Origin of the sequence: Ornithinimicrobium sediminis, from assembly GCF_021272345.1 — a bacterium.
Taxonomy (GTDB): domain Bacteria; phylum Actinomycetota; class Actinomycetes; order Actinomycetales; family Dermatophilaceae; genus Ornithinicoccus; species Ornithinicoccus sediminis_B.
This window is the reverse complement of record NZ_JAJSDQ010000003.1, coordinates 275,795-299,659: the sequence shown is the minus strand read 5'-3', so window position 1 is coordinate 299,659 and position 23,865 is coordinate 275,795. Positions and strand designations below refer to the sequence as shown.

General features: G+C 73.3%; 15 protein-coding genes. 8 read left to right on the top strand and 7 right to left on the bottom strand.

From position 1 onward, the window contains the following. Positions 1 to 61 precede the first annotated feature (61 nt). The 3 genes from wecB to LVO85_RS09155 are packed head-to-tail and all read left to right on the top strand — an operon-like array spanning position 62 to position 4,605. A complete protein-coding gene (gene wecB / locus LVO85_RS09165) occupies positions 62 to 1,150 on the top strand; it encodes a non-hydrolyzing UDP-N-acetylglucosamine 2-epimerase (protein ID WP_232747121.1) in 1,089 nt (362 codons plus the stop codon). Then, positions 1,147 to 3,003, top strand: coding sequence for a glycosyltransferase family protein (locus LVO85_RS09160; protein ID WP_232747120.1), 1,857 nt, complete (start codon positions 1,147 to 1,149; stop codon positions 3,001 to 3,003). The genes wecB and LVO85_RS09160 overlap by 4 nt, the downstream gene beginning before the upstream one ends. Positions 3,004 to 3,033: 30 nt before the next feature. Next, positions 3,034 to 4,605, top strand: coding sequence for a hypothetical protein (locus LVO85_RS09155; RefSeq protein ID WP_232747119.1), 1,572 nt, complete (start codon positions 3,034 to 3,036; stop codon positions 4,603 to 4,605). A 4-nt stretch (positions 4,606 to 4,609) separates the two neighbouring features. Here the strand turns inward: LVO85_RS09155 and LVO85_RS09150 are convergent, their stop codons facing one another. From LVO85_RS09150 to LVO85_RS09140, 3 genes are read right to left on the bottom strand one after another with little or no spacing between them, the layout of a single operon-like run. Continuing rightward, entirely contained in the window at positions 4,610 to 5,773 is a 1,164-nt protein-coding gene (locus LVO85_RS09150) for an ATP-grasp fold amidoligase family protein (protein ID WP_232747118.1), read from the bottom strand. Further along, entirely contained in the window at positions 5,770 to 8,736 is a 2,967-nt protein-coding gene (locus tag LVO85_RS09145) for a glycosyltransferase (RefSeq protein WP_232747117.1), read from the bottom strand. The genes LVO85_RS09150 and LVO85_RS09145 overlap by 4 nt, the downstream gene beginning before the upstream one ends. Next, on the bottom strand, positions 8,733 to 9,110 hold the full coding sequence (locus tag LVO85_RS09140; RefSeq protein WP_232747116.1) for a hypothetical protein: 378 nt from the start codon (positions 9,108 to 9,110) through the stop codon (positions 8,733 to 8,735). The genes LVO85_RS09145 and LVO85_RS09140 overlap by 4 nt, the downstream gene beginning before the upstream one ends. A 191-nt stretch (positions 9,111 to 9,301) precedes the next feature. On the opposite strand from LVO85_RS09140, the gene LVO85_RS09135 reads away from it, so the two are divergent. Beyond that, entirely contained in the window at positions 9,302 to 11,230 is a 1,929-nt protein-coding gene (locus LVO85_RS09135; protein ID WP_232747115.1) for a glycosyltransferase family 2 protein, read from the top strand. Next, positions 11,227 to 13,221: a glycosyltransferase family 2 protein gene (locus tag LVO85_RS09130; protein WP_232747114.1), complete on the top strand. Its 1,995-nt coding sequence runs from the start codon at positions 11,227 to 11,229 to the stop codon at positions 13,219 to 13,221. The genes LVO85_RS09135 and LVO85_RS09130 overlap by 4 nt, the downstream gene beginning before the upstream one ends. Here LVO85_RS09130 and LVO85_RS17030 read toward each other — a convergent pair. The 4 genes from LVO85_RS17030 to LVO85_RS09110 all read right to left on the bottom strand — a co-directional run bounded on the left by LVO85_RS17030 (position 13,218) and on the right by LVO85_RS09110 (position 19,483). Then, complete coding sequence (locus LVO85_RS17030; RefSeq protein ID WP_232747113.1) at positions 13,218 to 15,407, bottom strand: acyltransferase family protein; 2,190 nt, start codon at positions 15,405 to 15,407, stop codon at positions 13,218 to 13,220. The genes LVO85_RS09130 and LVO85_RS17030 overlap by 4 nt on opposite strands. A 14-nt stretch (positions 15,408 to 15,421) precedes the next feature. Further along, positions 15,422 to 17,602: a hypothetical protein gene (locus tag LVO85_RS09120; RefSeq protein ID WP_232747112.1), complete on the bottom strand. Its 2,181-nt coding sequence runs from the start codon at positions 17,600 to 17,602 to the stop codon at positions 15,422 to 15,424. 222 nt (positions 17,603 to 17,824) lie between these two features. Beyond that, positions 17,825 to 18,898 carry an inositol-3-phosphate synthase gene (locus LVO85_RS09115; RefSeq protein WP_232747111.1) on the bottom strand — a complete coding sequence of 358 codons (1,074 nt, stop codon included), beginning with the start codon at positions 18,896 to 18,898 and terminating at the stop codon, positions 17,825 to 17,827. 3 nt (positions 18,899 to 18,901) lie between these two features. Continuing rightward, entirely contained in the window at positions 18,902 to 19,483 is a 582-nt protein-coding gene (locus LVO85_RS09110) for a PadR family transcriptional regulator (protein WP_232747110.1), read from the bottom strand. A 200-nt stretch (positions 19,484 to 19,683) separates the two neighbouring features. Here LVO85_RS09110 and LVO85_RS09105 point away from each other — a divergent pair, with 200 nt between their 5' ends. The 3 genes from LVO85_RS09105 to LVO85_RS09095 are packed head-to-tail and all read left to right on the top strand — an operon-like array spanning position 19,684 to position 23,857. After that, on the top strand, positions 19,684 to 22,032 hold the full coding sequence (locus tag LVO85_RS09105; RefSeq protein WP_232747109.1) for a transglycosylase domain-containing protein: 2,349 nt from the start codon (positions 19,684 to 19,686) through the stop codon (positions 22,030 to 22,032). A 36-nt stretch (positions 22,033 to 22,068) separates the two neighbouring features. Next, positions 22,069 to 23,424: a hypothetical protein gene (locus LVO85_RS09100; RefSeq protein WP_232747108.1), complete on the top strand. Its 1,356-nt coding sequence runs from the start codon at positions 22,069 to 22,071 to the stop codon at positions 23,422 to 23,424. Between the two features lie 16 nt (positions 23,425 to 23,440). Continuing rightward, positions 23,441 to 23,857 carry a pyridoxamine 5'-phosphate oxidase family protein gene (locus LVO85_RS09095; RefSeq protein WP_232747107.1) on the top strand — a complete coding sequence of 139 codons (417 nt, stop codon included), beginning with the start codon at positions 23,441 to 23,443 and terminating at the stop codon, positions 23,855 to 23,857. The last annotated feature ends 8 nt before the right edge of the window (positions 23,858 to 23,865 follow it).

Genomic DNA, 23,865 nt, shown 5'->3' with positions numbered 1-23,865 from the left:
CGGACGTGGCATTCTGAGCCTGACCCGCGCGCGCCGTCGACCCTTCGAGGACCCACCTGTGATGTCTGAGCTCGTCCTGCACGTGACCGGGGCCCGCCCCAACTTCCCGAAGGCGGCCCCGGTCATCGCCGCCCTCGAGGCACGGGGGGTGCCCCAGCTCCTCGTCCACACCGGACAGCACTACGACGAGCGGATGAGCGACGTCTTCTTCCGCCAGCTCGGCATCCCGATGCCCGACATCAACCTCGAGGTCGGCTCCGGGGCACACGGTGCCCAGACGGCGGCCATCATGACGGGTCTGGAGGCGCTGTTCGTGGAGCGTCGCCCGGCCATGGTCGTGGTCTACGGCGACGTCAACTCCACGGTGGCCGCCTCGCTCGTGGCCGCCAAGCTGGGCATCCTCACCGCGCACGTGGAAGCCGGCCTGCGGTCCTTCGACCTCACCATGCCCGAGGAGGTCAACCGGATGGTGACCGACCGGCTCGCCGACGTGCTGCTCACCACGAGCGTCGACGCCGTGGCCCACCTGGGCAACGAGGGCGTGCACGCCGAGCGCATCCACTTCGTCGGCAACCCGATGATCGACACGCTCCTGGCCCACCGCGACAGGTTCGACCCCGCCCCGCTGCGTGCCGAGCTGGACCTGCCGCAGACCTACCTGGTGGCCACCCTGCACCGGCCCGGCAACGTCGACCGCCCGCAGGACGTGCAGGAGCTCGTGCAGGCCATGCACGCCGTCGCCGACCAGGCCCGGGTCGTCGTCCCGCTGCACCCGCGCGGGCGCGACCGGCTGCGGGCCGCCGGGTTCTTCGACCACCCGCAGATGCAGGTCGTCGACCCCTACGGCTACCTCGAGTTCATGGGACTGGTGCGGGGGTCTGCCGCCGTGGTCACCGACTCCGGCGGCGTCCAGGAGGAGACGACCATCCTCGGCGTCCCGTGCCTGACGCTGCGACCCAACACCGAGCGTCCCGTCACCATCACGCACGGGACCAACCGGCTCGTGCGCCGCGAGACCCTCGCCGAGGCCGTGCGCGAGGTGCTCGCCGCAGGCCCGCTGCAGGACTGGCCCGTCCCCCCGCTGTGGGACGGGCAGGCGGGCCCGCGCATCGCGGAGGTCATCGTCCGCCGGCTGGCGGGTGCACGGTGAGCACCGGGCGCGCCGCACGGCTGCGGCAGGAGCTCGGCGCAGCCGTGACCGACCCGCAGGCCAGGGCCGCTCTCTCCCGCAAGGTGCGCAAGCGGGCGCGCAAGGAGATCGCCCGCCGGCGTCAGGCCGCGAGCGTCGACGTGCCCGCGTTCCCCGTGCCGGAGGGCCCCGTGAACCGTCCCGGGCTCACCGCCGCGGTCGTCCTCGACCCCTTCTCCACCCTGGCCTTCCGGTTCGAGTGGCACCAGGTGCCGGTGCCCCGCCAGGGGTGGCGCGAGCTGCTCGGGTCCGCCCGCCCCGACCTGCTCTTCGTGGAGTCGGCGTGGGCCGGCAACGACAAGGCCTGGCGGCTGGCCATGACCCAGCCGGAGGGCCCCGCCCAGGACCTCGTCGACCTGGTGGCCTGGTGTCGGGAGCAGCAGGTCCCGACGGTGTTCTGGAACAAGGAGGACCCGCCCAACTACGACGTCTTCGTGCAGACCGCCGCCCTGTTCGACCACGTGTTCACCGTGGACGCCGAGCGCATCCCGGACTACGTGCGCGACCTGGGCCACGAACGGGTCGGTCTGCTGCCCTTCGCCGCCCAGCCGCGGGTGCACAGCCCGGTGCGCCGGCTGGCCGCACCGTTGGGCGAGGTGGCCTTCGCGGGCACCTACTTCACCCACAAGCACGCCGAGCGCCGGGCCCAGATGGACGTGCTGCTCCCCGCTGCGCAGGAGCGCGGGCTGCACATCTTCTCGCGGATGCAGGCCGAGGACGAGCGCTACCAGTTCCCCGCTCGCTACCGCCGCTCGGTCGTGGGCTCCGTCCCCTACGAGCAGATGCTCACCGCCGCCACGGCATACCCGGTCTTCCTCAACGTCAACTCGGTGACGGGGTCGCCCACCATGTGCGCACGGCGTCTGTTCGAGCTCAGTGCCGCCCAGACCGCCGTGCTGTCGACCCCCTCTGCGGCGGTCGGGCCGTTCTTCGGCGACACGGTGACCGTCGTGGAGGACGTCGACCAGGCGCGCGGCGCGCTGTCGCTGCTGCTGGACCAGCCCGAGCACCGGGAGCGGCTGGCGCTGCGGGCCCACCGCCGCGTGTTCGACGAGCACCTCTACACCCACCGGGTGGACGAGGTGCTGCGCACCGTGGGGCTGCCGGTCGTGCCGCTCGACCACTCGGTCTCGGCCGTCGTGCCGACGATGCGACCCGGGCAGGTGGACCACGTGCTGACCACCCTGGCCGGACAGGTCCACCGGGACCTGGAGCTGGTGCTCGTGCCGCACGGCTTCACCGTGGACGAGGACGACCTGCAGGCCCGTGCCCGTGACCTCGGCCTGGCCCGGGTCGTGGTGCGGCCGGCGCAGGCGGACCTGACGCTCGGGGCCTGCATGAACCTCGGCGTCGACGCCGCCTCCGGGCGCTACGTGGCCAAGATGGACGACGACAACACCTACAGCCCGCACTACCTGTCGGACCTGGTGCGCGCCTTCGACTACAGCGAGGCCGAGGTGGTGGGCAAGTGGGCGCACTACGTGCACCTGGCCGCGTCCGACGCGACGGTGCTGCGGTTCGCCCACGCCGAGCACCGCTACGTCAACCTGGTGCAGGGAGGCACGATCCTCGCACCCCGGTCGGTGGCCACCGAGGTGGGCTTCGAGGACCTCCCGCGCCGGGTGGACACCACCTTCCTCGACAAGGTCCGGGCACGGGGAGGACAGGTCTACTCCGCGGACCGCTTCAACTACGTCTCCCGCCGGGCCGTCAGCACGGCCGGGCACACCTGGGGCATCGCCGACCAGGACCTGGTCAACCGCAGCTCGCGGATCGTGTTCTACGGCGACCCGACCGCCCATGTCACGGTCTGAGCTCGCGCGGGCCGGCCGGAGCCTGCGGTGGTGAGGCTGCGGCCGGGACGCCGCAGGCCCGAGCCGACCCCCGCCGCCCCCGAACCCCTGTCGGAGCACGACGCCGGTGTGCTCGACGGCGCCTTCGGGCACGGCTACCTGGTGCACACCGGGGGCCCTGCTGCGCTGCCGGGGATCCTCGCCCACTGGCAGGTGACCCAGGTGGGCCCGGTTTGGCTGCACACGGCCCCGCGGACCGTCGTCACCGTCTCCCGGGCGCACGACCGTGGCCGTGTCGTGGCCCTGGGCCATCCGATCGACACCGACAGCGGCACCACCGACGCCGCGTCCGTCGTCGACGGGCTGCTGCGCAGCCTGGTGGACGCCGGCGTGGACGCCGCGGTGCGGCGCGCGGCATACCTCAGTGGCCGCTGGACGGTGCTCCTGCTGCACCCGGCCTCGCGGACCACCGCGCCGGGGCGCGGTCGGCAGCCGCGGCTGGGCGGCCTCACCGTCGTGCCCGACACCCTGGCCAGCCAGCCGGTCTACTACGCCGTCGGGCGGCGCGACGCGACCCTGGCCTCCTCGGACACCCTGGTCGCCGCCGCCCGGGACATCTCACCGAGCACGCGTGCGCCCGAGCTCATGGCCGAGATCAAGGAGCTGCGCCCGCAGGGGGTCGTCTACCTCCCCGGTGAGACCACGCTCTACGACGGGGTGCGCCAGGTGGTGCCCAACTGCCTGCTGCGCCTCGACGTCGACCGCCCCGGACAGGCCCGGCACGAGAGGTTCTGGCCCTTCGAGCCACGGGTGGAGGACAGCGACCTCCCGCGCGTGACCAGCGACTTCTCGGAGCGTCTGCGGGCCCAGATCGCCCTGATGGCCCACCTGGGTCCGCTCGCCTGGAGTCTCACCGGCGGGCTCGACAGCCGGGTGACCCTGGCCCACCTGGCCGACCCTGCCCCACCGGGCACGTTCACGTTCACCTACTTCAACCCGCGCGATGGCGTGAGGTCACCCGGGGCCGCGGAGGACGTCTTCGTCGCCAACCTGCTGTCCTCCCGCCTGGGCCTGCCCCACCGGGTGCTGCGCTGGCGCAAGGCGCCCGAGGGCAGCGTCTTCGCCGACCTGCACCGGATGACCTACCCCGTCTCCTACGCCTCGCAGGGAGCAGCCCACGCGATGTGGGCCGACCTGCCGCACGACATCGTGCAGGTCCAGTCCAACGGCGGCGAGATCGGCACCGTGCACATGCGGGTGCGGAACACCCGGCCGATCACCCCCGCCAAGGCGGCCTCGCTCTGGCTGGGTCCGGCCTTCTCCGAGCACCCGACCTACCTGGAGATCTTCGCGTCGTACCTGGAGTACGCGCAGTTCACCGACGAGCGGCTGCTCGGCTACGACCACCACGACCTCATGTACTGGGAGCACCGGATGGGCCGGTGGGGCCATCGCAAGTTCCTCGACGGAGACCTCTCCCACCGGATCATGGTGCCCTTCAACGACCGACGGGTCCTGGAGACCATGCACCGGCTGCCGGAGGCCCAGCGGGTCGCGAAGGCGCTCTACACCGCGGTGCTCGACGCCGCCCCGGCGCTGCAGGTCGACGACCCCACGCCCTGAGTGGCTACCCCTCCTGTCGAAGGTGGCACCAGGCGTCGCACGACACGACCACCGGGGCCCACGGGCCGGGGCTGTCGGAGTGTGAGACGTGGTCGGGCGGGTAGGGGTTGGGGACGGGCCGGTCGCCGTGCAGCACGCCGGGTGGCCGCCCGGCGAGCACGTCCAGGTCGAGCCGGTAGGCGGCGTGCTCCCAGGCCCGTCCGAGCCGTTCGTCCTGCCGGGGCACGAACTGCTGGTTGCCCCCGGGCGCCCGGGTGACCTCGCCCAGCACCGGCCCCTGGTCCGTGTCGAAGAGGTCGACCCGGACGAAGGGCACACCCGCCGCGCGCGAGATGTGTCGTGCGGTCTCCACCATCTGCTCGAGGCCGGAGGGCACCGGGATCTGCGGGTCCACCGGCACCCCGGTGAGGATCTCCCCCAGGTCGGAGCCGTCGCCCGTGACGTAGCGCCGGGTCAGGGTCCGCAGGTCGCCGTGCCGGCCCATGCGGCGCAGCAGGATCTGCTGGACGTCCCCGTGGAAGGCGTAGACCTTGACGTCGTCCGGGATGGGTCCCCCACCTGGCTGGGTCAGCAGCTCCTCGACGAAGAAGGGGCCGCTGATGCTCCTCCTCGAGACGCGCTCGGCGAAGTGGTCGCGCACCTGGTCACCGGTGAACGACCGCGCGCCCTCCACCGTCTCGTAGCGGTCCGGTGCCACCCTCCGCAGGGGGAGCACCCCATGGCTGCCCGCGCCACCGTCGGACTTGACCACGAAGGCGTCCGGCAGAGGGTCGAGGTCCATCTCGGTGACGGTGGACCAGGTCCGCAGCACGCTGGGCACCGGGATGCCGTGGCTCGCGGCGAGCCGGTAGTTGCGCAGCTTGAACGGCAGGTGCCGGAGGGGGTGGCGGTAGCCGGGGTCGATCCTGCGCAGCTCCACCGTCGTGCGGCGCAGGCCCGCGATGTGCCGGTAGAAGGAGGCCCGGGAGAGGTAGTCGTCCACCTCGACCCGACGCGCCACCTCGGCGCGCAGCTCCTCGGCGCGGTGCTCCAGCTCCTGAGCCTGCTGCTCCAGCTCGTCCACCCGGGTGCGCAGCCGCTCGACCCGCGACTGGCGGCGGGCCAGCTCCTCGTCGCGCCAGGCCACGCCCGGCATACGGCGGCTGATGCTGCTGCGCAGACTGCTCACTGGTCGTCCTCGTCTCGGACGGGCGGGTGAAGGGTGAGGTGTGCAGGCCCGGCCGGGTCCCACCAGGCCAGGTCGTCCCAGCCCTCCTGGCGTGCCGGCTCGGCGAGACGGCACAGCGCCTCGTCCCGTGCGGCACCGGACCAGCGCCCTCGGCCGGCGGCATACGTCAGACCGTCGCGGGACGCCAGGACGGCGACCACCGCCGGCGGGGCGGTGGCGACGAGCTCGTCGTGCGAGCGGAGGGGGCCCCCCGACGCCAGCAGCGGTCGCAGCCAGGCCCGCAGTGCCGGTGCCGAGGCTCCGTGGTGCAGCACGGTCAGCCGGTCGGTCCGCTCGGCGTCGGCGGCCGAGCGCAGGACGACCACCTCGACGTCCGCCTCGGCCGCGTGGACCTCGGCCGGCACCCCCACGCCCAGCGTGAGGCGCACGGTGGTCCGCGACGGGGCCGGTGCCACGGCGGGGGCGTCCTGCGGCGGGACCAGCTCGCGCAGCCGGCGGACGAAGCCGGCATGCCCGAAACGCTCGACCACGGCCTTCCGGGTGCTCCGGACCCGGGCCTCGTAGGCGGCCGGGTCGGCGACATAGTGGGCGACGAGCTGCTGGGCCTGCCCCGGCTCGGCGTAGTCGACCACGTCCCCGAAGGTCGGCCGGTGCTTGGGGTGGGCGATGGTCAGCACCCCGCTCGCCGCGGCCTCCAGGAGCGTGCGGCCGAAGGCCTCGTGCGCGTGCGGGTTGTCGAGGTAGAGGAAGAAGTCCAGACCCGCGAGGAAGTCACGCACGTCGACCGCGCGGTGCGGCAGGACGGTCCAGCTGTCAGGCACCGGGGCGGGGCGCTCCTCGGCCTCCCGCAGCTCCTCGACCGTGGTCTGCGCACCGAGCATGCGCACCTCGTAGCCGTCCGGGAAGGTGTAGCCCCGCAGCAGCTCGTCGTACGTGGGTGGGAACTTGATCGGGTTGTCCCTGGAGTGCCGCCCGACGACCACCCGCCCGGAGGAGCCCACGGGCGCACCGGGGTCGCGGACCGACCACTGCTCCACGTCGATGAGCCCCGGGTTGTCCCAGTCCGCCAGCGGGACGGTGGGGTCCTGCTCCAGGAGCACCCGCCGGATCGTCGGGCTCTGCGGCAGCCAGGCCACCGGCGCGTCGAACAGCTCACGGGTGCGTGCCGTCACATCGGCGACCACATACCGCTGGTCACCCCCGTCGAGCTCCAGCGGTGCCTGGTTCGCCATGACGAGGACCTGTCCGACACGCACCCGCCGCGTCAGCAGCGGCGGGTACTGCAGGATCGGCGGGTAGCGCACCATGAGCACGGCGATGTCCACGTCGTCGTCCGGCTGCACCCACTCCACCTCGCCGGCGTCGACCAGGTCGAGCACCGGGTCACACAGGGGCAGGTCACGGTTGCCCATGAACCGCAGCGCCTCCAGGTGCATGACCGCCACCCGCAGCCCGGCGCTGCGCGCCGCCCTGACCTCCTCCAGCATCGACAGCTGCGGTCCGCCGAAGCCGCGCCAGTCACCCGCCAGGCACAGGTCGACACCGGCGGCACGTGCCAGCAGGGGGTGCACGGGGCGCTCCCACCGCCGTGGCTCGGGGAACCGGCGGGGCTGCTCGGGGTCCAGGTAGGGATCGCTCAGCCCCTGCTCGACCCTGGCGTGCCACACACCGTATGCCGACTTGTACTGGTGCCGCGCCGGGTGCCGCCACCCGTTCGAGAACTCCGCGGAGGAGAGGGTCTCGCCGCCGCCGCGCAGGATCGTCGTGGTCTGCTTGATGTCCTGGATGACCGGGCCGAAGGCCGCCTCCATGCGCCGTGCGAACTCGGTGTCGGCACCCTTGCGGGTCGGGTCGAAGAAGCCGATCCGTGCCATGACCGGCCTGATCCGGAAGAGCACGGTGGCGGCGGAGGTGAACCTGGGCACGTAGCCCGGTCGGGTCAGCACGAGCTCGGGGCTCGTGCGCACACCCTGGGCCCGGGTGGCCAGCAGGGACGGACGGTCGAGGAGGGGGCGGATGCACAGCTCCAGGGTCTGCGGGTGCCACCAGTCGTCCGAGTCGAGGACCACGGCGACGTCGCCCGTGGCCTGGCGCAGGGCCGTGTTGCGGGCGCGGTAGGTGCCGCCGTTGACGGCCTTGCGGATGACCCGCACCCGTGGGTCCAGCGCCTCGGCCAGCTCCAGGACCTCGGCGCCGTCCGGGCCGGACGCGTCGTCCACGACCAGGAGCTCGAGGTTGGTCCAGGTCTGGGCGAGCACCGAGCGCACCGCGGTCAGCAGGGCGGGTCCGGGCCGGTAGGCGCTCATGAGGACGGTCACCCGCTCAGGGCGGTCCACCGACGGACGCGCCTCGACCCTCAGCCGGTCGATGCTCGGCAGCTCGCCTGCCTCGGGGGCCAGGAAGGGCGCGAGCCGCGGTCCGTGCAGCGTGGAGCCGAAGGCGGCAGCCCACGCGACCCCGTCTCCGGGCGCCACCAGGGCGGGGTTGAGGACGTCGGTGCGGACGGAGGCGGCCACGGCGGCGCGCACCCGCGGGTCCGCGGCGAGCTCGAGGGCGCCCTCGGCGTCACCGTCCAGCACCCGCAGCTGGGCCAGCACCTCGACCTGGTCCCGGGGTGCCTCGGGCCACTCCCGGGTGCGGGCCGCACCCTCGAGCAGCACCCGCGCGATGTGGCCGTCCTGCCGGCCACCGACCTGGACGGCTGCGACCCGGCCGTAGGCACCGGCTCCGACCGGGTCGACACCGCTCGGCAGGGGGGTGGACAGGTCATGCGCGCACGCCCACTGCTCGAGCTCCACCGGCGAGTGCCCCGGCCAGGCGACCTCGGCAAGGACCTCGCGGGCGTGGACCGACTTGGTGCGCAGGGCGGTCGAGACCAGGGCCCGGGCACGTCGCTCGGCGATGCGGGCGTGGTCGGCGGCGACGCCCTGGGTCGTCGCCCGGAGAGGAGCGGGAGGGCTCACCGCTCGTCGTGGCCGGCGTGCCGGGTCGCGGCGGACTCGGCGAGCGCACGGTCGAGAGCGGCCTGCATACGGTCGAGACGACCGGTGTACTGCGCCTGCATCAGGCGCACCGCCCCGACGACGTCGCTCTCGCTGACCGTGGAGCGGTCCGTGCTGCCCACGGCGGGGCCGCGGCGCAGCTCGTCGCGCAGGAAGCGGCGCAGGGACCGGGCCCGGCGCCACGAGTCGAGCTGGACCAGCAGACAGGCACTCAGCAGGGCCGCAGCGCCCGCCGCGGCGAGCACCCACTGCTCGAAGGCGACACCGACGACGATCACCGCACTCAGGACGAGGGCGGCGAGGGCACCCAGGACGAGAACGAGACGAGATCGCAACGCGGTGGACCTTTCAGGCGGGGAGGACGACGCGCCGGGGCCCCTGGCCCGCGCACGATGACGGTGCTCACTGTAGCGCGTAGGCTCGCTGCGTCCGCGCGACCACACCCGCACGTCACGGCCACGAGGAGAGGACGATCGACGCATCCCTGCACCTGCTCCCGGTGCATCCGAGAGCGGGAGAGCCCGGCATGTGGACCTCAGCCGACCTCGCGGTGGCCGCTGCCGCCCGGCCGGAGGCGGTCGCCCACCTGGGCCTGCGCACCACCTCTGCGGTGGTTGCCGAGGCCCTGGGCCTGGCAGCCACCGGTGGCCTGCTCACCGCGAGCGAGCTGCTCGAGCGGCTCGGTGGCTTCGCGGCCGACGGCACCGGCTCCGCCGGCCTGGCCGCCGCCCTGGGCGAGGCGGTGACCGCCCCGCCGGTCGCTGCCGGCCTGGCCCTGCTCTGGTCCGGTCGCGGTGACGAGGCGCCGCTGCGTGCCGGCGCGGCCCTCTACCGCTGGCTCGCAGCCACCGGCGAGCTGGCCGCGCTGCACCCGGTGCACCACCACGCGGCCGGACAGGGTCTCTACCTCGCAGGGGAGCAGGACGCCCTCCGGCAGCTCCTGCCGATGCTGGGCAAGATGCCCGACGACGTGCGCCACTACCTCGAGGCCGACCTCGCGCACCCCGGGCCCGGTGCCCAGGACCAGCAGGCGCACCGACGGTGGGAGGCGCTGCTCTCGGCCCGCTTCGTCGAGCACGGGCTGTCGCCCCTGGCGGTGGGCCCGCAGGGGCACTCGCCGCACCTCTTCGACCACCTCCGTGGCACGGTGGCACCCGGGCGGGTGCACGGCCCGCTGGTCACCGTGGTCATCCCGTGCTTCCGCCCCGACGAGGGCCTGTTCACCTCGGTGGCCTCCATCGCCGGCCAGACCTATGCCGACCTCGAGATCGTGCTGGTCGACGACGCGTCCGGGCCGGAGCACCGCGAGCTCATCGCGGCGGCGGCGGACCTGGACCCGCGGGCACGGGTGCTCACCCTCGAGCAGAACGGCGGCAGCTACCTGGCCCGGCGGGCCGCCGTCGCGGCCAGCACCGGCGCGCTGGTGACCACGCAGGACGCCGACGACTGGAGCCACCCGGAGCGCATGGAGCAGCAGGTGGCGCTGCTGCACGAGCACCCGGAGGCTCCGGCCAGCCGGTCGGAGGCGGTGCGCGCCAAGGACGACCTCACCCACCAGTGGTTCGGCTACCGCGCGCTGCGCGCCAACGCCTCCTCGCTCATGGTCCGCCGTGAGGTGCTGGAGACCTGCGGGAGCTTCCTGCCGATCCGCAAGAGCGCGGACTCGGAGTATGCCGAGCGGGTGCAGCACCTGCTCGCGAAGGTCGCGGACACGCGAACGCCCCTGGCCGTCACCCGGCTGCGCACCGGCAGCCTGTCGCGGGGCGACTTCAGCTACCAGTGGTCCCATCCCGACCGCATCGCCTTCCGTGGCACCTACCGCGCGTGGCACCGCTCGCTGCGCGCGTCGGGTGCGACGGACGTCCCGCCCGACGCGACGCCCGAGGTGCCGCAGGCCTTCGGGCGGGGGATCCCCCAGGCGGTGACCCTGCCCACCGAGGTCGACGTGTGTCTGCTGGGTGACTTCAGCGACCCGCCCGCCAGCGGTGGTCGACACTCGCGGCGCCGCCTGCTGGACCGGCTCTCCGGACGCCGCGTGGGGCTGTGGCACGTCGAGCGACCGCGCGCGCTGACCCGTGCCCGGCCCGAGATGCACGCCGGCTGGTTCGACCTGGTGGTGGCGAGCCCGGACCTGCACCTGGTCACCCGCACACAGCACTGCCGGGTGGGCACGGTGGTCGTGCTCGACCCGTCCGCCCTGCTGCTCTCGACCGCGCAGACGACGACGGTGCACGCCGACCGGGTCGAGGTCGTGCTCGACGAGGCCGCCCTGGCCCCCTCGCCGAGCGGGCTGCCGCTGGACCTGCTCGGTGTCTCCGACGCGTGCCACGACTGGTGGGGGCTGCGCCCGACCTGGGTGACCGGGCCGGACACCCCCGCAGGGGAGTCCCGTCTGCGGGACGCGCTGCCCGACCTGCCGGTCGAGCCGGGTCTGCTGGCCGCAAGGCACGCATGACCACCCCGAGCACCGCGGTCGGTGCCGGAGGCGCGGCGGCCCCCGAGGCCTGGCACACCTGGCGGCTGCTGCACGCCCGTGTCGGGTTCGACCCCGAGGGCCTGGCCCACCAGGCGCTGCGCACGCGGTCGCCGGCGGTGCTGGAGGCCCTGGCCCGCGCCGCCACGAACGGGCGCGACGACGCCGGCACGCTGCTGCGCGAGGTGCTGCAGCACGGCCCGTCCCCGGTGTCCCTGGGACCTCGCCGATGCGGTGCCCTGGCGGCCACCGCGATGGTGTGGGCCGGCACCGGTCGCACCACCGACGAGCTGCTGGGCGCCGCCCTGGCCTACGAGCACCTCTGGGCCGCCGGCGCCGGTCGGCAGCTCGTTCCTGAGCACCACGTGGTGGCCGGCCAGGCTCTCTTCCTCTCCGGGCGGCACGCCGCCCTCGAGCACCTCCTGCCGAGCCTGGACCTCCCGCCGTCCGTCCGGCACTACCTGGAGACCGACCTGGCCAACCCGTTCGCCGAGCGACCTGCCGACCGCCCGGCCACCGCGCAGGACGCCGACCGGTGGCCCCGGCTGCTGTCGCTGCCCTTCGTCGACGAGGGGCTCTCGCCGCTGGCCCTGCGGGACCAGGAGCACCGGGGGCAGCCGCTGTTCGACCGGCTGGACGCGCAGGGCACGAGGCCGGCCTCGACCGGGGGGGCCCTGGTCACCGTGGTCATGCCGTGCTTCCGGCCCGACCGCGGCCTGCTCACGTCGGTCCGCTCGATCAGCCGGCAGAGCTGGGCGGACCTGGAGATCGTCATCGTCGACGACGCGTCCGGCCCGGACTACCGCGAGCTGTTCGCGGAGGCCGCGTCGCTCGACCCCCGGGCGCGGGTGCTCACGATGGAGCGCAACGGCGGCAGCTACCTGGCCCGGGAGGCCGCCATCGCGCAGTCCACCGGAAGTCTGGTCACGTTCCAGGACGCCGACGACTGGTCGCACCCCAGCCGCATCGAGCACCAGGTGGAGGCGCTGACCGGCACCACGGCACCCATGAGCCGCAGCCAGGCCGTGCGGGCCAAGGACGACCTGACCCACCAGTGGCTGGGCTACCAGCCCGTCCGTGACAACGCCTCGTCCCTCCTGGTCCGCCGGCAGGTGCTGGAGCACTACGGTGGCTTCGTCCCGGTGCGCAAGGGGGCCGACTCGGAGTTCGCCGAGCGGGTGGAGACCCTGGCCGGCGCGATCGCCGACACGGGGACCCCGCTCGCGGTGACCCGGCTGCGGGCCGGGTCCCTGTCGCGGGGCGACTTCACGTTCTCCTGGTTCGCCCCCGACCGCCTGACCTTCCGGGGGGCGTTCCTGGCCTGGCACCGCGAGCTGCAGGAGCGAGCCGACGCCGGTCGCCCGCTGGGTGTGTCGCGCGAGGAGCTGCACGCGCTGCCCTTCCCGGTGCCCGCGACCTTCGTGCGCGGGCTGGCCGCCGAGCGCCATACCCCCACCCACCTGGACGTCGCGTATGTGGGCAACTTCTCCACGGCCCGTCCCTCGCGGCACGCCCGCGCCCTGCGTGAGCTCTTCGAGCAGCGCCCGCCCGGCGCCGCAGTGGTCGGGGTGTGGCACCTCGAGCCCCCCTGGGTGCACCCCACCCGTCGGCCGCGGATGGCCAAGCCGTGGTTCGACATCATCCAGCGGCACCCGCACCTACGCCCCCTGTCCCGGGTCGAGCCGGTGCACGTGGAGCGCATGGTCGTCGTCGACCCGGCCGTCCTCTCCACCGTCGCCGGGCAGCCGTGCCGGGTGAGCGCCGACCGCGTCGAGGTGCGCCTGGCGCCCGAGCACGTGGCTCCCGACCGGTCGCTGCTGCCGCTGGACCTGCTGGGGACCGCCGACGTCTGCGCGGACTGGTGGGGGGTCCGGCCACACTGGGCCTTCGCTCCGGGGCTCACCGAGGACGAGCGTGCGCAGGTGCGCGAGGCCGTGCCGGGCCTGCCGGTCCAGGAGACCTCCGCACCCTAGCGCGCGGGCGGGCCCACGAGCGGGACGATGTGCTCGGCGAGCGGCTCGGCGAGGGCCAGCGCGAAGGTCGCGGTGATGTGGGAGCCCTGCCGGTAGGTCAGCACGTTGCGCCAGACACCGACGCACAGCTCGCCCGGACACACCCAGGGGTTCATGTCCACGAAGCGGACGCCGTCGACCTGGTCGGCGGCGAGCCGCAGCGCCTCCGACCCGGAGCCGTCACGGTAGTCCCAGCTGCACTGCTCCAGGTGGTCGTCCCGGTGCTCGTCGACACACTCGTACACCGGCGGGTCCGCGGGCTGCGGGTTGTCGGCGATCGCGATGACCCGGGTGCCCTGCTCCTCGAGCTCGCTCCAGTAGCGGGCATAGCCCTCGACGAGCGCCTCCCGGCTCGTGGTGCCGTCCTCCGCCAGGGCCTCGCCGCGCAGCCCGCCGGTGATGACGACGTCGGGCTCCTCCGCACGCAGCTCGGCCATCACCTCCTCGCCCCAGTCACGGCACTGCTCGTAGGGCTCGCCTCCCACGGTCGTCATGACGTCGGTGAACGCGCAGGCCGACTTCGTGTGGATGACGACCCGCCAGCTGTTGGCCAGCGCGATCTCCTCGATCGCCGGCACCCACTGCCCGATCTTGGAGTCGCCGATCACGTAGACCAGCACGTCGCCGTCCGGGTCGCCCGCCGGGCACGACGTGACCTGGCCCTCGTCGACGGTGACCTGGCACCCCTCGTCGTAGAACCGGGGCACGTCCTCGGTGGCGGCCAGGGGGTCGGGAGTGATGGTCTCGTAGATGGGCGGGTCGTCCGTGCTCGTCCGCTCCGGAGGCTCGGGCCCGCGCGGCTCCGGCTCGTCCGCGGTCCCCGGCTCGTCCGCGCCCCCGGCCTCGTCCTCCGGTGGTGACGGGTCCTCCCCCGGCCCGCCGTCCGTGGCCTCCGGCTCCTCGACGACGAGGTTGCCGGTCACGGTCCCCCCGGCCTCGCCCGGAGCGGCAGCCCGGTAGGCGACCTGCGAGAGCACGAGGGCGGCGACGAGGGAGACCAGCGTCAGGTTGGCGCCCACGGACAGTGCCACCTTCGGCGAGCGGTTGAGCGCCGGGGAGTAGCGGATGGGGTGCTCGACGAACCGGTAGGACAGCCAGGCCGGGACCACCGACGCGGTGACGACCAGCAGGCCGACCATGGTCGAGATCTGCCCGAACTGCCACTCGACCATCCGCAACAGGGGCCAGTGCCACAGGTAGAGCGAGTAGGAGAGCCCACCGACCCACACCGCACCACGCAGCCCCAGCAGGGTCTCCGGGCCGCGCGGGCCGGCAGCGAAGCCACCGGCGATGACGGCTGCAGCCCCGAGCGTCGGCAGCAGGGCGGCACTGCCCGGCCACGGCGTCTGGCCCGACTGGACCAGACCCGCCAGCAGGATGGCCGCCAGCCCCGCCCACGCCACCGCCAGGGCCCAGGGCCGGGGCATCCGCAGCCACAGGCCGGCGCCGAGCGCCACCAGGGCGCCGAGGCCGAGCTCCCAGAGCCTCGTCGTGGTGGTGAAGAAGGCCTGCTGGGGGCTGGTGGCGGTGTACCAGATCGACCACGCGAGAGAGGGGAGGACCACGACCGCCGTCAGGCCGAGGGCCAGCGTCGAGCGCAGCGCCGTCGGGGCCAGGTGGCGGGAACGACGGGTGGCCAGCCAGACCAGCCCCAGGATCAGCAGGGGCCAGATGATGTAGAACTGCTCCTCGATCGCCAGCGACCAGAAGTGCAGCACCGGCGAGGGCTCGACGTCCTCGGCGAGGTAGTCGACCGAGCGGCCCACGAAGACCCAGTTCACGACATACAGCGACGCCCCCACCAGGTCGCCGGCGATGCTGGACCACTGCACCCGCGGGGCGAGCAGCCAGGTGCCGACCGCGGTGACCACGAGCACCAGCGCGGCGGCCGGCAGCAGCCGTTTGGCCCGCCGCCCGTAGAACTGGGGGAGGTCGACGGTGCCGGTGCGCTCCAGCTCACGCAGCAGCTGGGAGGTGATGACGAAGCCGGAGACGACGAAGAAGATGTCGACGCCGACGAAGCCGCCGCTGAGGCCCGGCAGCCCGGCGTGGTAGAGCAGGACGAACAGGACGGCGACGGCGCGCAGCCCCTCGATGTCAGGTCGGAAACGGGACTGCGCCCCGGTGTCACCAACTACTCCAGCCACAGTGGACCATGGTCTCACGCCTGCAGCGGTGGCCCTGGCGCTCCGGCGGCCCGCTCGGGCCCGCCCAGCACGAGCTCACGGTAGGCCCGGCCGACCTGCTCGGGGTCGAACAGCCCGACCGCCGCCGCCCTGGCGCGTGCCCTCTCCTGCGGCCAGCGGGAGGGGTCGGTGACCGCCCGCACCCTGGCCTCCGCCTCGTCGACGTCGTCGACCACCCACTCGTCGGGGAAGAGCGCACGTGCGCCGCCCCGGGACGCGAGCAGCGGCCAGTTGCGCACCACGGGGACCGCCCCCGACATCGCCCCCTCCACGAGGCCCAGGTGCCACGACTCCCGCACGCTCGTGGACAGGATCACCCCGATGCGGCGCAGCGGCTCGGCCACGTCAGCGGTGAAGCCGACGACGTGCACACGCTCGCGCAGGTGCGGCTCGGCGGCCCGGGCCCGGAACCGCTGCACGTAGGCCGCGGCCGGGTGCTGCGCGGGCACGTCCCGGAAGTCGCTGCCGACGAGCACCAGGTGCCATGAGGGGTCCCGTTCGAGCAGGTCCAGCGCCCACAGGGGGTCCTTCACCTTGCGTCCCCACCCCACCATGCCCAGCGTGGTGCGTGCCGTGTCGTCCTTGTCGGTGTCCAGCGCTTCGAGGCGCACGAGGTTGGGCAGCACGGTGACCGGCACGTCGACACCCCCCGTCGTGAGGATGTCGGTCACCAGGCTCCGCATCGGCTCGCTCACGACGACGACCTGCTCGACGGCCTCCCACCGCACGAGGTGCAGCCACGGGTCGAGAGCGTCGAGAGCGTGCACGCGGACGACGAGGCGCACGTCGGGAGGGCACAGGTGGGACACCCACACGGTGCTGCGGTCGGCCCAGTCGCTCACCACGACGTCGGCCCAGCGCACGTCGGCGCGCACCCGCCGCAGGGTCTGCATCCCCTGACGGTCCGGAGCCGGCACTCCGGAGAGGTGCTGCCCACCGCACTCGGCGACGAGGGCGGCCAGGTGCGGCAGGACCTCGGTGTCCATCAGCTTGCGTGACAGCACCGGGTCCGTGTCGGCGTGGTCGGCGACCCTGACCTCCGCTGCGCCGGCGAGGGCCTGCACCACCGGCGCGTGGAAGCTGCCGTAGCTGCCCGTCACCACGAGGACCCGCAGGTCCCGGTCCTGCACCAGGCGGGGCCGGCGGCTGACCGGCTCGGCGTGCAGCAGGGCCCGGAGCGTGCGGCTGCGTCGCAGGGAGCGCAGGTAGGACCCCGGGTCCTCCGCCAGCGCGGAACGCGGCACCTCGGCGTGGCGCTCACGGTGGAAGAGCAGGGCCATCGCGTCCCCGAGCCGTGCCAGGGCCAGGGCACCGTCACCGGACTCCAGGGCGTCGTCGGCCCCGTCCAGGGCGGCGTCCGCAGACGCAGCGAGCAGACCCTCGTCGGGCTCGGCCCCGCTCGGCCGGGCCAGCGTGAGGTCGGCCGCCGCCCGCTGGGCGGCCAGCCCGGACACGCCCCGCGGGGCGGACGCCCACGGGACCGCGTCGAGCACCGAGCTCACGACCGTCGCGGCGGACAGGCGTCCGGCACGGGAGAGCAGGCCGCGGGCGACCTCGGCGGCCCGTTCGACCGGCAGGATCACCGGTGGCACCCCGGCCGCGGCCACGGCTGCCGCGGTGGCCTGCCAGGCCGCCAGACCGTCCGTGAGCCCACCCGGTGCGGCGGCCCGGTCCCCCGCCAGCTCCTCCAGCAGGGCGGCGAGGTCACGCAGCGCCCGGGCCACCCGGTCGGCCTCCGAGGAGGTGACCACGACGGTGCCACCGGCCAGGTCGGGCGCGGCGCGCAGCGCGGCGTCGGTGTCCGTGTCGAGGCTCCAGAGCACGTCGGCACGCCGCACCTCGCGACGCAGCCAGGTGCTGCGCTTGAGGGTCCACAGCCACTCGGCGGGCGCATCGGCCCGGGCGGCCAGCGCGGAGGTCTTCACCCGGGCCGCCCCGACGCGCCAGCGCTCCCCCGCACCCTCCGGCGGGTCGGGTCGCACCCGGGTCACCGGATACGGGCAGCCCGGCAGGGGTGCCTCACCCACGCCCGCGAGGAGGGTGCACCAGGTGACCTCGGCTCCCCACGGCGCCACCTGCGGCAGGTCCTCGGCGGCCCTGGCCAGCGCGAGCACCCGGACGGGCGCCGGTCCCGCCGCGATCGTCTCCGCTGCCACCCGCACATGGTGTCAGCACGCACCCCGGTCCGACCATCGCGGGCCGAACGCGGCCTGGCGGTCCGGCCGGACGGGCACAACGCCGGGGCCACTCGCACGACAGGCCTCATCAGGCCCGGTGTGCACGTCCCGCTACCCACCTGGCGCCACTGCCCCACGACAGGTATGCCGTCCGCTCCGGGGAGCGGACGGCATACCGGGTGGTGCCGAAGAGGCGGGAGGTCAGCCCTCGCCGCGGATGAAGGCCTCGACAGCGGTGCGGCCCTCGTCGTCCGGGAGCTGCTGCGGCGGCGACTTCATGAGGTAGGAGGAGGCCGACAGGACCGGGCCACCGACACCGCGGTCCTTGGCGATCTTGGCCGCCCGGATGGCGTCGATGATGATGCCGGCGGAGTTGGGGGAGTCCCAGACCTCGAGCTTGTACTCCAGGTTCAGCGGCACGTCGCCGAAGGCACGGCCCTCGAGCCGGACGTAGGCCCACTTGCGGTCGTCCAGCCACTGGACGTAGTCGGACGGGCCGATGTGCACGTTCCGGGCGCCCATGTCGTGGCTGATGTTGGAGGTCACGGCCTGCGTCTTGGAGACCTTCTTGGACTCCAGGCGGTCGCGCTCGAGCATGTTCTTGAAGTCCATGTTGCCGCCGACGTTGAGCTGGTAGGTGCGGTCCAGGACCACGCCACGCTCCTCGAACAGGCGGGCCATCACGCGGTGGGTGATGGTGGCCCCGACCTGGCTCTTGATGTCGTCGCCGATGATCGGCACCCCGGCGTCGGTGAACTTCTGGGCCCACTCGGGGTCGGAGGCGATGAAGACGGGCAGCGCGTTGACGAAGGCGACACCGGCGTCGAGCGCACACTGCGCGTAGAACTTGTCCGCCTCCTCGGAGCCCACCGGGAGGTAGGACACGAGCACGTCGGCCTCGGCGTCCCTGAGCGCCTGGACGACGTCCACGGGCTCGGCGTCGGACTCCTCGATGGTCTCGGCGTAGTAGCGGCCGATGCCGTCCAGGGTCGGGCCGCGCTGCACCATGACGCCGGTCGGCGGCACGTCCGCGATGCGGATGGTGTTGTTCTCGCTCGCGCCGATGGCCTCGGACAGGTCGAAGCCGACCTTCTTGGCGTCCACGTCGAACGCAGCGACGAACCTCACGTCACGGACGTGGTACGGACCGAACTCGACGTGCATGAGACCCGGCACTGCTCCGGCCGGGTCAGCGTCCTTGTAGTACTCGACACCCTGCACCAGTGAACTGGCGCAGTTGCCTACGCCGACGACGGCGACGCGCACGGATCCCATTCGTTACTCCTTGTCCAGGGTGCTGCCGCGGGAGGTGGCAGCACGTTCGTGGTGAAGCCGCTCGGCCTCGATCATGCGGCTGACCCACCGAAGATCCGCTTCGGTCGACTCCAGCCCATGCCGGTGCAGCTCCATGGCGTAGTTGTCCTGCGTGGTCCCGCTGAGCGCCGGGCCACTGGCCCTGATGGCGTCCAGCCGTTCTTCCAGCCGCGCCCGCCGGCCCTCGAGGATCCGCAGGCGGACCCCCGTCTCGGTGCGGCCGAAGAAGGCGAAGTGCACCGCGAAGGCGTCGTCCTCCCAGGCACTGGGCCCTGCTGCCGCGAGCAGCTCGGTGAACCGCTCCCGCCCGGCAGGTGTCACGGCATACGTGATGCGCGCACGCCGCCCGGGGACCGGGCGCCCCGTCTCGACGAGCAGCCCCCGGTCGACGAGGTCCCGCAGCCGAGGGTAGAGCGTGCCGTAGGACAGCGCGCGCACCGTGCCGAGGACGCGGTGCACCTGCTTGCGCAGCTCGTACCCGTGCAGCGGCACGTCGTGCAGCAGACCGAGAATGGCCAGCTCGAGCATGTCGGAACGCCGACTCACCGCGACCTCCGACTTGAGTGGAACGACTGGGACAACACCTCCAATATATCGTAGCGATACATCGGTTGCGACCACGACGCGTCGGACCACCCCCCTCGCAGCGCCGGACGGGCGGCTGCGTGCGCAGCACCGACCCAGTCCGAGGGGGCACAATGCAGGCTGTAACGACCCGTGCCGACCAGGCCGACCCAGGAGGATGCGTGAGCCGGACCCCCCGCTCAGCCTCGACCGACCCCCGCCGCGGGGCCCCCACCCGACGCTCCGCACGGTCCGCCCGGCGGCCCCGCAGGCCGCTGTGGCGGCGGATCCTGCTGTGGCTGCTCGGCCTGGGTGTGCTCGCCGCGCTGCTGGTCGTCGGGGTGCTGGCCTTCGCCTACTCCAACACCGAGATCCCGGACCCCAACGAGTTCGCGGAGTCGCAGAGCTCGATCATCTACTACGCCGACGGCGAGACCGAGCTCGCCCGCTTCACGGGAGGCACGAACCGTGAGTCGGTGACCCTGGAGGAGATCCCCGAGCACGTCCGCTACGCGATGCTCTCGGCGGAGGACCGCTCCTTCTACGAGAACGAGGGCGTCTCGGTCACCGGCACCGCCCGGGCCGCGTGGAACAACCTCACGTCGGACTCGACCGCGGGTGGCTCGACGATCACCCAGCAGTACGTCAAGAACTACTACCTGAGCTCCGAGCAGACCTACACCCGCAAGCTCCAGGAGGTCCTGATCTCCGTCAGGATCGACAGCGAGCTGTCCAAGGACGAGATCCTCGAGAGCTACTTCAACACGATCTACTACGGCCGGGGTGCCTACGGCATCCAGACCGCGTCCCAGGCCTACTTCGGCAAGGACGCCGGCGAGCTCTCGGTCGCCGAGGGCGCCTTCCTCGCTGCGGTGACCAACGCCCCCTCGCTCTTCGACCCCGCCGCGGCCGAGGGCAACCAGGAGCGCGCCGAGGGGCGGTTCGACTACGTCATCGAGGGCATGGTCAGCCAGGGCTGGCTGACCCAGGAGGAGGCCGACCAGGCCACCTTCCCCGACATCCTCCCCCCGCAGCCTTCGTCGGCCACCCAGGGGACGCAGGGCTACATCGCCCAGAAGGTGCGCGACGAGCTGGTCGAGGAGCTGGACATCCCCGAGGGCGACATCGACCGGGGCGGCCTGCGCATCACCTCCACGGTCGTCGAGCAGCACCAGGAGGCCGCCGAGGAGGCGGTGGAGGCCTACAAGCCGGAGGACGAGGACGCCGAGGACCTCAAGGTCGGCCTGGTGTCGGTGACCCCGGGCGACGGTGCCGTCACCGCCATGTACGGCGGCGAGGACTACCAGAGCGAGCAGCTGAACATCGCGACCGACGCCCGGCTGCAGGCCGGCTCGCTGTTCAAGATCTTCACCCTCATCGCCGCCCTCCAGGACGACGTGAGCACCCGGGCGACCTACGCGGGCCCCAGCCCCATGGAGTTCGTCATCGAGGGCGAGGACGAGCCCTACGAGGTCAACAACTTCCGCGACGAGCAGTTCGGCGAGATCGACCTGGGCACGGCGACCGCCAACTCCGTCAACACGGTCTACGTGCAGCTCAACGAGGAGATCGGCCCCGAGAGCACCCGCGAGGTGGCGGTCGACCTCGGTCTCGACGAGGACACGCCCGGCCTCACGGACGACCTGTCCAACGTGCTGGGCACCGCCTCGCCGACCATGATGGAGATGACCAACGCGTATGCCGCGATCGCGGCCGAGGGTCGTCTGGCTGAGCCCTACCTCGTGGCCGAGGTGACCAGCACCAACGGCGTCTACGACTACGAGGCCGACCCCGAGACCGACCTGGTCGTCGAGGAGGACGTCACCGCCGACGTCACCGACGCCATGACCAAGGTCATCACCGAGGGCAGCGGCCAGGCCGCCGGCGACCTCGGCCGCCCCGCGGCCGGCAAGTCCGGCACCAGCGAGAGCAACCGCTCGGCGTGGTTCGACGGCTTCACCCCCCAGCTCGCCGCGTCGGTGCTGATGTTCAAGGGCGACGGCACCGAGGAGATGCAGGACATCGCCGGTGTCGACCAGATCACCGGCGGCTCCTTCCCGGTGCAGATCTGGGGCGAGTTCATGCGTCTGGCCCTCGAGGGCGAGGAGGTGCTCGAGTTCCCCGAGCGCGCGGGTGTCAACGACGACGTCGTGCAGCCGACGCCGACCCCCACCCCGGAGCCGACGACGCAGGAGCCCACCACGGAGCCGGTGCCCACCCCGGAGCCGACGACCCAGGAGCCCACGACCGAGGAGCCCACCACGGAGCCCGAGCCCGAGCCCGCACCGGAGCCCGAACCGGAGCCCGAGCCCGAGCCGACCGAGCCGGAGCCGACCGAGCCGGAGCCGACCGAGCCGGAGCCCACCGAGCCCGGCCCGCCCGACGAGGGCGAGGAGCCCCCGGGTGAGGGTGGTGGTCCTCCCGGGGAGGGCGACGGGCCCCCCGACGAGGGACGCGGCCCGCCGGGCGACCGTGAGCCGGGCCCCCCGGGAGGTCCCGGTGACAGCGACGCCGCCCCCACGGACCTCTGACCGGTCGCGGTGGCGCCGCCCCGCGCCCCTGAGGGGATGAGCCGCAGCACGCGGCCGCCGTACGACATACCGTCCTGGTCCGACCCGGTCGTCCGGGTGGCCACCGGCGTCGTCGGCGGCCCCGTCGGGCGGCACGCCGTCCTCGGGGTGCGCGGCCTGGCCGGTGTCGCGGCGGCCGTGACCGCCCTGGGCGCCGGCATGCTCGCGCTCGGGGTGTGGCAGAAGGGCCACTGCCTCATGAAGGGCTGGGCGAGCCCGGACCACTTCTGGCGCACGTGCTACTCCGACATCACGGTCGTGCACGTGAGCAGCAGCCTGTCCGACCGCCTCCTGCCGTATGCCGGGGAGTCGCCCAGTGACCAGCCGCTCGTCTCGGGGCTGGTGATGTGGGTGCTGGCGCTGGTCTCCCCGCAGTCGGGCACGGACGTGTCCGCCCAGCAGTGGGTCTTCTCGCTCTGGGCTCTCGTCGTGATGCTGCTGCTCGCTGCGGGCGTGCTCGCCGTCGTCGCGCTGCGGCCGCAGCGACCCTGGCAGGCGGCGCACCTCGCGGTCAGTCCCGTCATCGGCCTGCTCGCACTGGTCTCCACGGACCTGCTGGGTGTCGTGCTGGTGCTGTATGCGGTGCTCGCCTGGGAGCGCCGGCACCCCGCTGCGGCAGGTGCGCTGCTGGCCACGGCCTTCCTGATGCGCCCCTACCCTCTGGTCTTCCTGGTCGCCATCGTGCTGGTGGCCCGGCACCAGGGGCGGGTCCGGGACGCCGCGCAGGCCGTGGTCGCCGCGCTGGTGACCGGGGTGGTGCTCTACCTGCCGTTCGTGCTCGTCGTGCCCGACGGCGTGCTGACCGCGCCCCGCAGCTGGGTCGAGTCCGGCGCGGGCTACGGCGCGCTGAGCCTCGTGCCCCAGCTGCACGGCACACCGCTGCCGGCGCCCACCGTCACCTGGCTCGCCCTGACCGGGTGGCTGGTCGCTGTCCTGGTCGGCTGGCTGCTGACCCGCCGGGGCACCGGCAGCCACGACCTGGTGGCCGTCGCGGCGCCGATGACCCTCGTGGTGATGGTCACCGCGCAGTCGGTCCCGGTGCAGACCGGCCTCTGGGTGCTGCCCTTCCTGGCCCTGTCGGACCTCCGCTGGCGCGACCACCTGGTCTGGGCAGCAGCGGAGAGCCTGCACTTCCTGGCCGTGTGGATGCACATCGGCTTCTCCTCCGACCCCAGCCGGGGGCTGCCGGGCGACGCCTACAGCCTCGCCATCGCCCTGCGCGTCCTGGCGTGGACCTGGGTGCTGTGGCAGGTGTGGGAGGCCGGGCGCGACCGGCCTGTCCCCGGACCGGAACCGCGCGTGCACCGCCCCGTCGGCTCCGGGTCCTTCGACCCTGTTCGTGCGGACACCTAGGGCTAAGGTCGAAGGCATGGACATCGCCGACCACTCCCAGATGAGCTCGTCTGCGTGCTGGGCCCGACTTCGCGAGAGCCCCGTGGGGCGCCTCGCCGTCGTCGTCGACGGCCTGCCGGAGATCTTCCCGGTCAACCACGTGGTCGACCACGGCAGCATCCTCTTCCGCACCACGGACGGGTCGAAGCTGAGAGCCTCGGCGGGCGGCCGCCACGTCGCCTACGAGGTGGACGGCCAGGACCTCGCCACCGGTGAGGCCTGGAGCGTGGTCGCCAAGGGCATGGCCCACGAGGTGAAGGACATCACCCGGGTGCTGGAGGCGCTGAGCCTGCCCATCCAGCCCTGGCAGTCCGGCTCGAAGCCGCACATCGTGCGCATCGACCCGGACGAGGTGACCGGACGCAGCTTCGTCATCTCCCAGCCCTCGCGCTAGCAGCCGGG

Excerpts from the sequence above, each read along its gene's own strand:
- wecB (WP_232747121.1), top strand. The coding sequence starts at position 62 with ATGTCTGAGCTCGTCCTGCACGTGACCGGGGCCCGCCCCAACTTCCCG.
- LVO85_RS09135 (WP_232747115.1), top strand. The coding sequence starts at position 9,302 with ATGTGGACCTCAGCCGACCTCGCGGTGGCCGCTGCCGCCCGGCCGGAG.
- LVO85_RS09130 (WP_232747114.1), top strand. The coding sequence starts at position 11,227 with ATGACCACCCCGAGCACCGCGGTCGGTGCCGGAGGCGCGGCGGCCCCC.
- LVO85_RS09115 (WP_232747111.1), bottom strand. The coding sequence starts at position 18,898 with ATGGGATCCGTGCGCGTCGCCGTCGTCGGCGTAGGCAACTGCGCCAGT.
- LVO85_RS09100 (WP_232747108.1), top strand. The coding sequence starts at position 22,069 with ATGAGCCGCAGCACGCGGCCGCCGTACGACATACCGTCCTGGTCCGAC.
- LVO85_RS09095 (WP_232747107.1), top strand. The coding sequence starts at position 23,441 with ATGGACATCGCCGACCACTCCCAGATGAGCTCGTCTGCGTGCTGGGCC.